This is a genomic window from Pseudomonas sp. KB-10 (assembly GCF_018221585.1).
GTDB lineage: Bacteria > Pseudomonadota > Gammaproteobacteria > Pseudomonadales > Pseudomonadaceae > Aquipseudomonas > Aquipseudomonas yangonensis.
Genome location: NZ_QYYB01000001.1, coordinates 392,519 through 407,302, shown reverse-complemented (window position 1 = coordinate 407,302; position 14,784 = coordinate 392,519). Strand labels below are relative to the sequence as shown.

Sequence of the window (14,784 nt, the reverse complement as noted above, 5' to 3'; positions counted from 1 at the left end):
CTGGTTTTTCTTCGCTTTATTCTGGACCGAATGGTCTTTAAAGGAGGTGATATGCGGGAGTTGTTCGAACTGTGCGGCGCCGATCGCGAGCTGCTGTTCTCGCCCTACTGCTGGCGCGTACGCCTGGCCCTGGCGCACAAGGGGCTGGACTGGCAGAGCCGACCGATACGTTTCACCGACAAGGAACTGATCGCCTTCTCAGGGCAGAAGCTGGTGCCGGTGCTGAGCGACGACGGCGAAACGGTGCACGACAGCCTGGCGATCTTCACCTACCTGGATCAGCGTTATCCACAACGCCCGCTGCTCGGCGAGGGCCTGGCGGCCGAGCGCGCCGGTCTGGTCGAGCGCCTGAGCTTTCACATGGTCCGCGTGCCGCTGTTGAAGATACTGATCCCGCGCGTCTGGCAGGTGATCGACCCGGCCGACCGCGAGTATTTCCGCAGCAGCCGCGAGCAGGCGCTGGGCATGAGCCTGGAGGACTTCGCCGATCCGCAGGGCGGCGAGCGGCTGTTTCGTGAAGGTGTAGCGCCGCTGGAAATGTGGCTGCGTGATCAGCCCTTCCTCGAAGGTCAGGCCCCTGGCGGCTGCGACTACCTGCTGGCCGGCATGCTGCTCTGGGCCTGGTGCCTGGGGGCGCAGCCCTGGACCGACGATTCGACCTTGGGCGCCTGGTTCGCGCGCATCCTGCAGGCTTACGAATCCACCCACGGTCCGGTCAAGCGGGCCAGGATCGAGATGGAGCAGAGCCAATGATCGACCTGTACTACTGGACCACGCCGAACGGCCACAAGATCAGCATCTTCCTCGAAGAGGCCGGGCTGGAGTACCGCATCGTCCCGGTGCATATCGGCAAGGGCGAGCAATTCTCCCCTGCGTTTCTCAAGATCGCGCCGAACAACCGCATTCCCGCCATCGTCGATCATGCGCCGGCCGATGGCGGCGAGCCCATCGCCCTGTTCGAATCCGGGGCGATTCTCGAATACCTCGCCGACAAGACCGGGCAATTCCTGCCGCGCGAGACACGCGCGCGTTTCGGCGTGCTGCAATGGCTGTACTGGCAGATGGGCGGCGTCGGGCCGATGGCCGGGCAGAACCATCATTTCCTGCGCTACGCGCCGGAGCCCATCCCCTATGCCATCGATCGCTATGTGAAGGAAACCGCCCGCCTCTACGGTGTGCTTGATCGCCAACTGGCCGGGCGCGAGTACGTCGCAGGCGACTATTCCATCGCCGACATGGCCATCTATCCCTGGGCCAGGGGCTGGCAAATGCAGCAGCAGAAGCTGGAGGACTTGCCCAATATGGCCGCCTGGCTAGAACGCATCGATGCCCGCCCGGCTGTACAGCGTGCCTACGCGCTGGTGGAGCAGGTGAACGCCGATCCACAGGCGCTGCTCACTGCCGAAGCGCGGCGACTGCTGTTCGGGCAGTGACGGGCGGACAGCTTTTCTGACGTTTTTCCCGGTGGGGCGCGTGACGCTTTTCTAGACTTCAGGATGTTGATCCTGAACGCTGGGAGAGAACCATGCGAATCGGCGTACCCAAGGAAATCAAGAATCACGAGTACCGTGTCGGCCTCACACCGCAGTCCGTGGCTGAACTGACCGCACTGGGGCACGAGGTGTGGATCGAGACCCAGGCCGGAGCCGCCATCGGTTTTGCCGACGAAGACTACCGCCAGGCCGGGGCGCAGATCGCCCAAGGCGCCGGCGAGGTGTTCCAGCAGGCGCAGTTGATCGTCAAGGTCAAGGAGCCGCTGGCGGTGGAACGGGCCAAATTGCGCGAGCAGCACACGCTGTTCACCTACCTGCACCTGGCACCGGACCGGCCGCAGACCGACGAGCTGATGGCCAGCGGCGCCACCTGTATCGCCTACGAAACGGTGACCGATGCGCAGGGCCGCCTGCCGTTGCTCGCGCCGATGTCGGAAGTGGCCGGGCGCATGTCGATCCAGGCCGGTGCCGGCTGCCTGGAGAAGGCGCGTGGCGGTCGCGGTGTGCTGCTTGGCGGGGTGCCCGGGGTGGCGCCGGGCAAGGTGGTGATTCTCGGCGGCGGCGTGGTGGGTAGCCATGCCCTGGCCATGGCCGTCGGCCTCGGCGCCGATGTCACGGTGCTGGACAAGAGTGTCGATGCCCTGCGCCGGCTCGACGCGCAGTACGGCAACCGCATCACCACGCTCTATTCCACACGCGCTGCGGTGCAGGAACAGGTGCTGGCAGCCGATCTGGTCATCGGCGGCGTGCTGATTCCCGGGGCGGCTGCGCCCAAGCTCATTACTGCCGACATGGTGCGCCAGATGCAGGCCGGCGCGGTGCTGGTGGACGTGGCCATCGATCAGGGCGGCTGCGCCGAAACCTCGCATGCCACCACCCATGCCGAACCTACTTACGTGGTCGACGATGTGGTGCATTACTGCGTCGCCAACATGCCCGGCGCGGTGGCCCGTACTTCGACCCTGGCACTGAACAACGCTACCCTGCCCTTCGTCGTGGCGCTGGCGCAGAAGGGGACGCGCCGAGCGCTGGAAGAGGATCCGCATCTGCTGGCCGGTCTGAACATCGCGCGCGGCGCCATCACCTGTGCCAGCGTTGCCGAGGCCCACGGGCTGCGTTTCCAGCCACCTGCCAGCCTGCTCGAGCAGCTCTAGGCGGTGCACGGGGTTCGGCCGTTGCGCTCGATACCTACAGCGGCCAAACCCAAAGCAGCAGCGGCACGCTGATCAGCACCACGAGTATTTCCAGCGGCAGACCGAGGCGCCAGTAGTCGCCAAAGCGGAAGCCGCCGGGGCTGAGAATCAGCGTGTTGTTCTGGTGGCCAATGGGCGTCAAGAATGAACAGGAGGCGCCGATGGCCACTGCCATCAACAGCGCGTCCGGGCTGACACCAAGCTGGCTGGCGGCGCTCAGGGCGATAGGGCACATCACCGCCGCGGTCGCGGCGTTGTTCATGAAATCCGACAGCGTCATGGTCACCACCAGCAGCAGGGTCAGGGTGATGATGGCGTTGCCCTGCGCCAGGTTCTCCATCAGCAGGCGGGCGAGCAGGTCGGCGGCGCCGGTGGACGACATCGCCCCGGCCACCGGGATCAGCGCGCCGAGCAGCACGATCACCGGCCAGTCGATGGATTCGTAAACGGCACGCAGCGGTATCAGGCGCAGCAGCATGTAGGCCAGTACGCCACTGGCGAAGGCGATCGCGGCAGAGAGCAGGCCGAAAGCGGCAGCAGCGATGGCCAGTAGCATGATGCCGAGGGCAAGGTTGGCTTGGCGCGGATCGGGAATGTTGATGGCGCGCGCGGCCAGCGGCACGCAGTCGTAGTCGCTGGCGAACTCACCGATATCCTCGGCGCTGCCCTGCATCAGCAGCACGTCGCCGCTCTGGATCAGGGTCGAGCGCAGGCGCTTGATCGAGCGGTGGCTCTGCCTGGAGATGGCCAGCAGATTGATCGAGTAGCGGCTGCGCAAGCGCGTGCTGCTGGCGGAGCGGCCGATCAGCGACGAGTCGGGCTTGACCAGCAACTCCTGCAGTGCACGATCTTCGTTGTTGCTGGCCTTCTTTTCCGTTTCGCCTTCCTTGTCCTCCTTCTGTTCGGCTTCCTGGGCCTCGCGTTCGGCTTCCAGCAGCAGATCCAGCTGGCCGAGCACTTCGCCCAGCTCCTGCGGGTCGGCCTCGATCACCAGCACATCATCGGCCTGCAGTACGCGCCGTGGGTTGGGTGCAGTCAGGCGCAACTTGTTGCGCACCATGGCTACTACCTGTGCGTCGGCTTCGTCGAGCAATTGCTCGATCTCGCGCAGGGTCTTGCCCTGTGCCTTGCCGCCTTCCTTGACCCGCGCTTCGGTGAGGTAATGGCCGGTATCGAAGCTGGCGGCGTTACCCACTTCGCGTCTGGGTACCAGGCGCCAGCCGAGCAGGGTGATGAACAGCACGCCAGCCAGCGCCACGGCGACGCCGACCGGGCTGAAGTCGAACATGGCGAAGGGACCGCCGCCATGCTGCGCGCGGAAGCTGGAGACGATCAGGTTCGGCGGTGTACCAATCAGGGTGGTCATGCCGCCGAGGATGGTGCCGAAGGCCAGCGGCATCAGTACGCGCCCCGGTGGCAACTCCAGGCGTGCGGCAATCTGCAGGGCGATGGGCATCAGCAGGGCGAGGGCGCCGACGTTGTTCATGAATGCCGAGAGCAGGGCGCCAAGGCTGGTCAGGGCCGCAATCGAGAGCAGCACGCCGGCCCCGCTGGGTAGCAGGCGCTGCGCCAGCCGACTGACCGCGCCGGTGCGCTGCAGACCGTGACTGAGCACCAGCACGCAGGCAACGGTGATCACCGCAGGGTGACCGAAGCCGGTGAAGGCTTCGCGTTCGGGTACCAAGCCGGCGATGACGCAGGCCAGCAGGGCGCCGAGCGCCACCACGTCATGACGCCAGCGACCCCAGATGAACAAGCCCATGCTGGCAATGAGAATGACGAATATCTGGCCTTGTTCGAGCGTCATGTGGCGGTGCCGTCCCTGTTGTACGCAGCTTCACTGCTGCGGTTCATAGCAGAGTCTGCGCCGCGTCGGCAGTTCCCGCTGCGCCATCGAGTGGGGCGCAATATTCGTGGTCTCAGGCGTATTGCGCGGCCGCGTACCCCGAGGCCCAGGCCCACTGGAAATTGAAACCGCCCAGGTGGCCGGTCACGTCCAGTACTTCACCGATGAAGTACAGCCCCGGCACCTTGAGCGATTCGAGGGTTTTCGACGACACCTCGTCGGTGCTCACCCCACCCAGGGTCACCTCGGCGGTGCGATAGCCTTCGGTGCCGGCCGGCACCAGCTGCCAGTCCGACAGACGCTCGGCAATCGTCCTGAGCTCGCCCGGGGTGTACTGCTTCAGCGGTTTGTTGGTGAACCAGCTGTCCGCCAGCAGGGCCGCCATCTTCTTGGTGAACAGCTCGGCCAGCAGGGTTTTCAACTCGCTGTTGCCGCGTTCGCGCTGTTGGGTGGCCAGCCACTCGGGCAGGTCGATATGCGGCAGCAGGTCGATATGCAGGGTATCGCCCGGTTGCCAGTAGGAGGAAATCTGCAGGATCGCCGGGCCGGACAGGCCGCGGTGGGTGAACAGGATGTTCTCGACGAAGCTCTGACCGTTGCAGCTGACCCGGCAGTCCTCCACCGAGGTGCCGGACAGTTCGGTGCACAGAGCCTTGAGCTGCGGGTCAGTGAGGGTGAAGGGCACCAGGCCGGCGCGGGTCGGCAGCAGTTCGTGGCCGAACTGCCTGGCCACCTGATAGCCGAAGCCGGTGGCGCCGAGGGTCGGGATCGACAGCCCGCCGGTGGCGATCACCAGCGACTGGCAAGCCACCTCGCCGAGGTCGCTGTGCACCAGGAAGCTGCCGTCGCGCTTCTCGATGCGTTGCACCGCCGTGTTCAGGCGAATCTCCGCACCGGCCTCGGCGCATTCGGCCAGCAGCAGCTCGAGGATGTCGCTGGACTTGTTGTCGCAGAACAGCTGACCGAGTTTCTTCTCGTGGTAGGGCACCCCATGCTTGGCCACCAGGCCGATGAAATCCCACTGGGTGAAGCGCGCCAGGGCGGACTTGCAGAAGTGCGGGTTGCCGGACAGGAAATTGCCCGGCTCGCAGTACAGATTGGTGAAGTTGCAGCGGCCGCCACCGGACATGAGGATCTTCTTGCCGGCCTTGTTGGCGTGGTCGAGCACCAGCACCCGGCGGCCACGGGCGGCGGCCGTGGCCGCACACATGAGGCCGGCGGCGCCTGCGCCGATGATCAGTACGTCGGTTTGCAACACGAGATGTCCCCAGGTGGATCGCTGCCGCACAAAGGCTGCGTTAAAACCCGGGAAGTCTACCCGAAGCCGCTCTGTACCGCCGGTTTTGCCGGCATGCGGCTGGCGCCTGCGGCATGCTTCAGATGGCTGTTTCAGATTTGAGACAGTGACGAGTTGCGCTGCGCCTGCTATCACTACAACCAGGATTTCGGATGGATCGCCACCTCATGCCTGCAGTACGCGTCTGGCTATTGCTCCTTTTGCTGTCGCCAGCGCTGGCCTCGGCGGAGCGGTTGCGTCTGGTGGCGAATCCCTGGCCGCCTTTCAACGATCAGGAACTTCCCGGTAAGGGGCTGGCCAGCGACCTGGTGGAGCAGGCACTCAAGCGTGCCGGTTACAGCACCAGCTATGTGGAGGTGCCCTGGGAGCGTGCGGTGCTGGGACTCAGGCGCGGTGATTACGATGTGCTGATCAACGCCTGGTACAGCGACGAACGCGCCGAGTACGGCTATTTTTCCCAGCCTTATCTGGTCAACCGCATCCGCCTGATACAGCGCAAGGGTGGCGAGATCCGCTTCGAAAAGCTGGCCGATCTCTACCCGTACAGCATCGCTGTGATCCGGGGGTACGCCTACTCCAGGGCGTTCGACAGCGACCCGCGTCTGCTCAAGGTCGGCGTCGGCAGCTTCGAGATTGCCGCGCGCATGTTGCATGCCGGGCGGGTGCAGCTTGCGCTGGAGGACGAGCTGGTGGCACGTCATGTTCTCGCACGAGAGTTGAGCTCTCTTCGCGATGAGCTGGAATTTCTGCCCTTACCGCTGAGCGAGAATGGCCTGCACATACTGGTGCGTCGCAGCCATCCTGATCACCGTGAGATCGCCAGGCGCTTCGATGCCGCTATCGATGCGATGAACGAGGACGGCAGCTATGCCGCGACGCTGCAGCTGCATGCTCCCTGATCAGGCCAGGACGGTACGCGCGCGGCCTTGTTGCTTGGCCCGATACAGGCGAATGTCGGCTTCGTGCAGCAGGCTTTCCAGATCTTCCGGTTCGCCCTGGTAGAGCCCTGCACTGAACGACAGCGCTGGGGCGCCGACGGCGTAATGCAGCCCGGCGCACTGTCTGCGCAACCTGTCCAACGCCTGGGCCACGTGCTGCGCGCCATACAGGGTGAGCAGAGCGAATTCCTCCCCGCCCAGGCGGCCGAGCAGCATGTCGGGGAAGGCGTTGCTCATGGCCCGGGCGAACACCACCAGCGCGCTGTCGCCGCTGGCATGGCCGAAACCATCGTTGATCTGCTTGAAATGGTCGAGATCGAGCATCGCCACGCTGACTTCGCGGCCTTCCCGTTGCGCCTGCTGCAGCATCTGCAGGCCCTGTTCGTAGAAGGCGCGGCGGTTGTTCAAGCCGGTCAGGGCATCGAATTGAGCTGCTTTTTTCAGCGCACGCAGCAGGTCGCGACGCTCCAGCGTCGACATCACCCGGCAGTTCAGCTCTTCCGGACAGAACGGCTTGCGCAGGAAATCGTCGGCGCCATGCTTGATGAACTGGGCGCTCAGCGAACCTTTGGGGTCGGCGGAAACGCCAATGATGATCAGGTCGTTGAGGCGCAGTTTCTGCCGCAGCAGCTTGACCAGTTCGAAGCCGCTGACGCCGGGCATGGCATGGTCGAGCACCAGCAGGTCGAGGTCCGGGTGCTCGTTCAGCTGGCGCAGGGTCTCCTTGCCGTCGCTGGCTTCGATGATCTGGTAATGGTGGGCTTCGAGAATGTGGCGAATGTAATGGCGCTGCGCTGCCGAGTCGTCGGCGACGAGAATCTTGATATGGCTGTTGTGATCGAGCCGGTGCAGCAGGCGGAAGGCGTACTCGTAGGAATGCTGGCTTTCCTTCAGCACGTAATCGACCACGCCTTTCATCAGCAGATCGTCACGCCGCTGCTCGTTGTAACTGCCGCTGAGCACGATGCAGGGCAGGTGGTAGCGCATGACCAGATCGACGCTTTCGCCGTCCGGCGCGTCCGGTAGGTGCAGGTCGACGATGGCGGCGAAGAACAGCGACGCGGATGTCTCCAGCATGACTTCGGCCTCGGCCAGCGAGGCGCAGAAGATCGGCTCCAGATCGGTTTCCTGGCGGAACAGATGCTCGAGGATCTTCAGGACCAGGGGGCTGTCTTCGATGACCAGAATATTGCGCATGGGTAACTCCGGCCCAGGTCGTTTGATCCTTTATATCAGCCTAGGAGGCTGTTCGCGATCTTGCGAGCCAGAGCCAGTGCGCTCGGTCACGAGCCGTCCTCACAATAAGCGCACGCGCAACGTTCTGCCCTTGATCTTGCCTTCGCTCAGGCGTTTCAGAGCCTGGCGCGCCACGTCACGCTGCACGGCAACCAGGGCCTGGTAGTCGAACAGGGCGATCTTGCCGACCTGGTCGCCCGGAATGCCGGCATCGCCGGTCAGGGCGCCGAGGATGTCGCCGGGGCGCAGTTTCTCCTTGCGTCCGGCGCCGATGCACAGGGTGTGCATCGGTGGCAGCAGCGGCTCACCGGTCGCCTTGGCTGCAGGCAGCGGATACCAGGCCAACTCCTTGCCCTGCAGGGCTTCGATGGCCTGAGCGCGACCGGCTTCGGCTGGCGCCACCAGGCTCAGTGCCAGGCCTTTGTCACCGGCGCGCCCGCTGCGGCCGATGCGGTGAATATGCACTTCGGCATCACGCGACAGCTCGACGTTGATCACCATCTCCAGCCCGGCGATATCCAGGCCACGGGCAGCGACGTCGGTGGCCACCAGTACGCTCAGGCTGCGGTTGGCGAACAGGGCGAGAATCTGGTCGCGCTCGCGTTGCTCCAGATCGCCGTGCAGCGCTGCGGCGGAAATCTTCTCGGCCTCCAGTTGTGCCGCCAGCTCATCGCACTGCTGGCGGGTGGCGCAGAAGGCCACCACCGGCTGCTTGCGAAAATGCCGTAGCAGGGTGCTGACCGCCTGCATGCGCTGGCCGGGGGCGATTTCGTAGAAGCGTTGCTCGATCTGATCATCGTCGTGCAGCGCCTCGACCTCGACCCGCTCGGGAGTGCGCAGAAAGCGCGCGGCGAGTTGCTCGATGCCGGCCGGATAGGTGGCGGAGAACAGCAGGGTCTGCCGGCGTGCCGGGGTCTGTTCGATGATCTCGCTGATGCTGTCGACGAAGCCCATGTCGAGCATGCGGTCGGCTTCGTCGAGCACCAGGGTGCTCAAACCGTCGACCTTCAGCGTGCCCTTGCGCAGGTGCTCCTGCACCCGGCCCGGCGTGCCGACGATGACGTGGGCGCCATGCTCCAGCGAGCCGATCTGCGGGCCGAAGGGCACGCCGCCGCAGAGGGTGAGCACCTTGATGTTGTCCGCAGCGCGGGCCAGCCTGCGGATCTCCTTGGCCACCTGGTCGGCCAGCTCGCGTGTCGGGCATAGCACCAGCGCCTGGCAACCGAAGTAGCGCGGGTTGAGCGGGTGCAGCAGGCCGATGCCGAAGGCGGCGGTCTTGCCGCTGCCGGTCTTGGCCTGGGCGATCAGGTCGCGGCCCTTGAGAATCAGCGGCAGGCTGGCGGCCTGGATCGGCGTCATCTCGGCATAGCCGATGGCGGCGAGGTTGGCCTGCATGGCGGCGGAAAGGGGCAGGCTGGCGAAGGCGTTGGCGGTCACGGCGGTGGCTCGGGCATGGAGAAACAGGCCGGCAGTGTAGCAGGCCCGCTCATTCGTCCGCTGAAACCTCGATAGTGCGCCCGCCTCGACCCTCTTTGGTATCCAGTTGCAGGAAGATCGCCGCTGCCAGCATCGATAGCAAACCCACGCACAGGTAGGTGGCCTGAAAGGCCGGCAGCACGTGCTCGCTGCCGCCTAGCTCACGGCTGAAACCACTGAGCAGCGCCGCTGCCGAGGCTACGCCAAGGCCCATCGCCAGTTGCACCACCACCGACAGCAGGCTGTTGCCGCTGCTGGCGTCGCGGTTGTCCAGATCGATCAGGGTCACGGTGTTCATTGAAGTGAACTGCAGCGAGTTGCAGGCACCGATCAGGCTCAGCTGGATGATCAGCTGCAGCGTCGAGGTGTCGCCGTCGACGAGCGCCAGGCTGGCGATCAGGGCACCGAGCAGCAGCGTGTTGCTGGTCAGGATGTTGCGGTAGCCGAGGCGTTCGATCAGCGGCCTGGCCAGCGGTTTGGCCGCCATGGCCGCCAGCGCCAGGGGGATCAGGCTCATGCCGGCCTGGGCGGGTGAGTAGCCCATCGCCAGTTGCAGCAGCAGCGGTGTGAGAAAGGGCAGCGCGCCGCTGCCGAGGCGGGCGAACAGGTTGCCGATGATGCCCACGGCGAAGCTACGGGTGTGGAACAGCCTGGGGGCGAACAGGGGGTGCTCGATGCGCCCGGCGCGCAGCCAGTAGGCAGCCAGGCAGGCCATGCCGCCGAGCAACAGCAGCACCACGCGCATGGTTGGCAGGTGCAGTTCGCCGAGACCTTCCAGAGCCACGGTGATCAGCAACATGGCGGCGCCGAACAGCAGAAAACCGGCGGTATCGAAGCGGCTGCGTTCCGGCCCGCGCAAGTCCGGCATATGCCGCAGCGCCGCCCAGCAGCCGAGCAGCCCCACTGGCAGGTTGATCAGGAAGATCCAGTGCCAGCTGGCTACCTCCACCAGCCAGCCGCCAAGCGTAGGGCCGATCAGCGGGCCGAGCAGGCCGGGCAGGGTGATGAAGCTCATGATCCGCACCAGTTCCGAGCGCGGATAGGCGCGCAGCACCACCAGCCGTCCGACCGGCATCATCAGCGCACCGCCGAGTCCCTGGATGACCCGTGCAGCGATCAGCATGCTCAGCGATTCCGACAGTGCACAGAGCAGCGAGCCGAGGCTGAACAGGGCGATGGCGCCGAAGAAGATGCGCCGCGTACCGAAGCGGTCGGCGATCCAGCCCGACGCGGGAATCAGCAGCGCCACGGTGAGCATGTAGGCGATCACCACCGACTGCATGCGCAGCGGGTCTTCGTTGAGATCGCCGGCCATGGCCGGTAGCGCAGTATTGAGGATAGTGCCGTCCAACGTCTGCATGAAGAAGGCGATGGCCACTATCCAGGGCAGAAGGCGGGCGGTGCGTGGGTCGAGTTGGCTGAGCGTGGGTTGCATGAGGCGTCCGGCAGTCAGTGGCGGCGGTGGCCGCTTCGCCATTATCGCGGGAAGTGCTCCCGTTCGACGGCGCTGGCACGAATAAATTCGCTCCGGTATGCAAGGGCAGCACGGCCGGGTCCGATATGGTCGGGCATCGAATGGCAGGAGCGGATTTATCCGCGAAAGGGTTTGGCTACGGTGCAGGGTGGATCGCGAATGAATTCGCTTCTACAGGCGGGAGCGGCGGCTGGCACTGCGCAGGACCGCCTGCGTTCGGTAGGAGCGGATTTATCCGCGATAGGGTTTGGCGCCGATGCAGCGAAGAGCGCGAATGAATTCGCTCCAGGGGAGAGCCTCGGTTGGCATGGTCTGGAGTTACCGCTGCATTGAGATGCGATTTGGTTGTAGGGCCCGGATAGGGGGCACGGGCCCTGCCAATGTCAGGCTGCCGAGACTTCTCGCTGCGGTTGACCACGCACGGGTCGCTCGCCAGCGACGAAGTAGGGCGCGGTGCTGCGTGGCAGCGGCTGACGCCCGCGGATCCGGTCGGCGATCTTCTCGGCCATCATGATGGTGGTGGCGTTGAGGTTGCCGGTGATGATCTCCGGCATGATCGAGGCGTCCACCACGCGCAGACCCTGCACGCCGTGCACGCGACCCTGGCCGTCGACCACCGCCATGTCGTCCTCGCCCATCTTGCACGAGCAGGACGGGTGGAAGGCGGTTTCCGCGTGCTCGCGAATGAAGGCGTCCAGTTCGGCATCGCTCTGGCAGTCGATGCCGGGGCTGATCTCGCGGCCGCGGTAGGGGTCGAGCGCAGGCTGCGCCATGATCTCGCGGGTGATGCGGATGGCATCGCGAAACTCCTGCCAGTCCTGCTCATGACTCATGTAGTTGAACAGGATGCTCGGATGCTGGCGCGGATCTTTCGACTTGAGCTGAATGCGCCCGCGGCTGGGCGAGCGCATGGAGCCGACGTGGGCCTGGAAGCCGTGCTCGTTCACCGCGTTGCTGCCGTTGTAGTTGATTGCTACCGGCAGGAAGTGGAACTGGATATTGGGCCAGGCGAACTCGGAGCGGGTGCGGATGAAGCCGCCGGCCTCGAACTGGTTGCTGGCGCCGATGCCGTTGCCGGTGAACAGCCACTGGGCGCCAATACCAGGCTGGTTGAGCAGCTTGAGCGCCGGGTACAGCGACACCGGTTGGGTGCAGGCGTACTGCAGGTACATCTCCAGGTGATCCTGCAGGTTCTGGCCGACGCCGGGCAGCTCGTGCACCAGGGCGATGTCCAGCTCGCGCAGCAGGGCGGCGGGGCCGACCCCGGAGCGCTGCAGGATCTGCGGCGAGGCGATGGCGCCGGCGCACAGCAGCACTTCGCGGCGAGCACGGGCAATGGTGGGCTCGTTGGCGTTGCCGATCAGGTAGCTGACGCCGCTGGCGCGCTTGCCGTCGAACAGAATGCGGTCGGTGGTGGCATGGGTGACGATGGTCAGGTTGGGCCGCCCCCGCGCCTGATCCAGGTAACCACGGGCGGTGCTGGCGCGGCGGCCTTCGGGGGTCACGGTACGATCCATCGGGCCGAAGCCTTCCTGCTGGTAGCCGTTGAGGTCGTCCGTGCGCGGATAGCCGGCCTGCACCCCGGCCTCGACCATGGCGTGGAACAGCGGATTGTTGCCGACCTTGGGCGTGGTCACGCTGACCGGACCGTCGCCGCCGTGGTAGTCGTTGGGGCCGATGTCACGGGTTTCCGCCTTGCGGAAGTAGGGCAGGCAGTCGTGGTAGGTCCAGTCTTCCAGGCCCTTGGCTTTGGCCCAGTTGTCGAAGTCCAGCGCGTTGCCGCGGATGTAGCACATGCCGTTGATCAGCGACGAGCCGCCCAGGCCCTTGCCGCGCCCGCATTCCATGCGGCGGTTGTTCATGTGCGGCTCGGGGTCGGTCTCGTAGGCCCAGTTGTAGCGTCGGCCCTGCAGCGGGAAGGCCAGGGCGGCGGGCATCTGGGTGCGAAAATCCAGGCGATAGTCGGGGCCACCGGCTTCGAGCAGCAGTACGCTGACATCTGCATCTTCGGTCAGGCGGGTGGCCAGGACGTTACCGGCCGAGCCGGCGCCGATGATGATGTAATCGAACTCTTGCGACATGGCTCCTCCTGCTGCCCGGTTGCGATCCGGGAAAACGCGGTGACGGTTCCCGGATTGCATCCGGGCTACGGGGCGACGATCTTCTTGTAGGAGCGGCTTCAGCCGCGATGCTTTCGCGGATCAAACGGTGCGCCGCCCGGCCGCTCCTACATGGCGTGGCGTTGGCGCTCAGAACACCGAGGTGTAATCGCCCATTTCCAGCTGCACCGACTTGATGCGGGTGTAGTGGCCGAGGGTGACCAGGCCGTTCTCGCGGCCGACGCCGGACTGCTTGTAGCCGCCCACCGGCATCTCGGCCGGCGACTCGCCCCAGGTGTTGATCCAGCAGATACCGGCTTCCAGCTTGTGGATCACCCGGTGCGCACGGTTGAGGTCGCGGGTCACCACGCCGGCAGCCAGGCCGTAATCGGTGTCGTTGGCGCGGCGGATCACTTCGTCTTCGTCGTCGTAGATGAGGATGCTCATCACCGGGCCGAAGATTTCCTCGCGCACGATGGTCATGTCGTCCCGGCAATCGGTGAACACGGTCGGCGCCACGTAGGCGCCCTTGGCGTAGTCGCCGTCGGTGACGCGCGCGCCACCGATCAACAGGCGCGCGCCTTCGCTGCGGCCCTTGTCGATGTAGCCGAGCACGCTCTCCATGTGCGCGTAGCTGACCAGCGGGCCGAAGTTGGTGGCGTCATCCAGCGGATCGCCAAGGCGGATGCGCTTGACCCGGTCCAGCACCTTGGCCTCGAAACGCGCCTGCAACATGCGTGGCACGAACACGCGGGTGCCGTTGGTGCACACCTGGCCGGAGCTGTAGAAGTTGGCCATTACCGCGATGTCGGCGGCGCGGTCGAGGTCGGCGTCTTCGAACACGATCAAGGGCGATTTGCCGCCCAGCTCCATGGTCACTTCCTTGAGGCTGGAGCTGGAGGCGCTGGCCATCACCTTCTTGCCGGTGACGGTACCGCCGGTGAAGGACACCTTCTCGATGCCCGGATGCTCGGTCAGCCACTGGCCGACTTCGCGGCCGCTGCCGGTGAGCACGTTGAACACGCCGGCGGGCAGACCAGCCTCGGTGTAGATCTCGGCCAGCTTCAGCGCGGTCAGCGAGGTGACTTCACTGGGCTTGAAGATCATCGCGTTGCCGGCAGCCAGGGCCGGGGCGGACTTCCACAGGGCGATCTGGATCGGGTAGTTCCACGCGCCGATGCCGGCGACCACGCCCAGCGGTTCGCGGCGGGTGTAGACGAAAGAGGTTTCGCGCAGCGGGATCTGCTCGCCTTCGATGGCCGGGATCAGGCCCGCGTAGTACTCCAGCACATCGGCGCCGGTGACGATGTCGACGTAGCGGGTTTCGGACAATGGCTTGCCGGTGTCGAGGGTTTCCAGCTCGGCCAGCTCATCGTTGCGCGCGCGCAGGATATCCACCGCCTTGCGCAGAATGCGCGAGCGCTGCATGGCAGTCATCGCCGCCCATAGCTTCTGCCCTTCGGCGGCGCTGGCCACGGCGCGATCGACGTCCGCCTGGCTGGCGCGCTGCACCTTGGCCAACACCTCACCGGTAGCCGGGTTGATGCTGTCGAAGGTTTCTCCACTGCTGGCGGCGACGTACTGGCCGCCGATGTAGAGCTGCTGTTCGGCGAAGCGGGGCATGGGCTGTCCTCTGAGTTCGGTCAATCTGCTTAGAACCTATTCACGACCTGCTGCGCGTCGGCCCTACTGCGTTAAAAACAGGCTCGGCAAGCCGCTTGCGGCTAACGCA

The 14,784-nt window shown here is 65.3% G+C and carries 11 protein-coding genes; 4 read left to right on the top strand and 7 right to left on the bottom strand.

The annotated features are described in order from the left end of the window. The first annotated feature begins 51 nt into the window (after positions 1-51). From DXK50_RS01805 to ald, 3 genes are all read left to right on the top strand, one after another. Complete coding sequence (locus tag DXK50_RS01805) at positions 52-753, top strand: glutathione S-transferase family protein (protein WP_212629161.1); 702 nt, start codon at positions 52-54, stop codon at positions 751-753. Further along, positions 750-1,433, top strand: coding sequence for a glutathione S-transferase N-terminal domain-containing protein (locus tag DXK50_RS01800; RefSeq protein WP_212629160.1), 684 nt, complete (start codon positions 750-752; stop codon positions 1,431-1,433). Before DXK50_RS01805 ends, DXK50_RS01800 begins: the two co-directional genes overlap by 4 nt. Before the next feature lie 92 nt (positions 1,434-1,525). Then, a complete protein-coding gene (gene ald / locus DXK50_RS01795) occupies positions 1,526-2,647 on the top strand; it encodes an alanine dehydrogenase (RefSeq protein ID WP_212629159.1) in 1,122 nt (373 codons plus the stop codon). A gap of 34 nt (positions 2,648-2,681) precedes the next feature. Here ald and DXK50_RS01790 read toward each other — a convergent pair whose 3' ends face one another. Next, positions 2,682-4,493: an SLC13 family permease gene (locus DXK50_RS01790; protein ID WP_161865819.1), complete on the bottom strand. Its 1,812-nt coding sequence runs from the start codon at positions 4,491-4,493 to the stop codon at positions 2,682-2,684. A gap of 112 nt (positions 4,494-4,605) precedes the next feature. Next, complete coding sequence (locus DXK50_RS01785) at positions 4,606-5,790, bottom strand: BaiN/RdsA family NAD(P)/FAD-dependent oxidoreductase (RefSeq protein ID WP_212629158.1); 1,185 nt, start codon at positions 5,788-5,790, stop codon at positions 4,606-4,608. A gap of 206 nt (positions 5,791-5,996) precedes the next feature. Between DXK50_RS01785 and DXK50_RS01780 the strand changes: the two genes are divergently transcribed. Next, positions 5,997-6,728 (top strand): substrate-binding periplasmic protein, encoded by a 732-nt coding sequence (locus tag DXK50_RS01780; protein ID WP_212629157.1) that lies wholly within the window; start codon positions 5,997-5,999, stop codon positions 6,726-6,728. On the opposite strand, the gene DXK50_RS01775 is transcribed toward DXK50_RS01780, so the two are convergent. The 5 genes from DXK50_RS01775 to betB form a co-directional block, all read right to left on the bottom strand. Next, the gene (locus tag DXK50_RS01775; protein ID WP_161865821.1) at positions 6,729-7,964 is read right to left on the bottom strand and encodes a GGDEF domain-containing response regulator; all 1,236 of its coding nucleotides are present in this window, start codon (positions 7,962-7,964) and stop codon (positions 6,729-6,731) included. It lies immediately after the preceding gene. Positions 7,965-8,063: 99 nt separating this feature from the next. Then, on the bottom strand, positions 8,064-9,440 hold the full coding sequence (gene dbpA, locus DXK50_RS01770; RefSeq protein WP_161865822.1) for an ATP-dependent RNA helicase DbpA: 1,377 nt from the start codon (positions 9,438-9,440) through the stop codon (positions 8,064-8,066). Positions 9,441-9,489: 49 nt separating this feature from the next. Beyond that, a complete protein-coding gene (gene mdtD, locus DXK50_RS01765; RefSeq protein WP_161865823.1) occupies positions 9,490-10,914 on the bottom strand; it encodes a multidrug transporter subunit MdtD in 1,425 nt (474 codons plus the stop codon). Positions 10,915-11,336: 422 nt separating this feature from the next. Then, positions 11,337-13,034 carry a choline dehydrogenase gene (betA, locus tag DXK50_RS01760; protein WP_212629156.1) on the bottom strand — a complete coding sequence of 566 codons (1,698 nt, stop codon included), beginning with the start codon at positions 13,032-13,034 and terminating at the stop codon, positions 11,337-11,339. 168 nt (positions 13,035-13,202) lie between these two features. Beyond that, positions 13,203-14,675 carry a betaine-aldehyde dehydrogenase gene (gene betB, locus DXK50_RS01755; protein ID WP_212629155.1) on the bottom strand — a complete coding sequence of 491 codons (1,473 nt, stop codon included), beginning with the start codon at positions 14,673-14,675 and terminating at the stop codon, positions 13,203-13,205. Between the last annotated feature and the right edge of the window lie 109 nt (positions 14,676-14,784).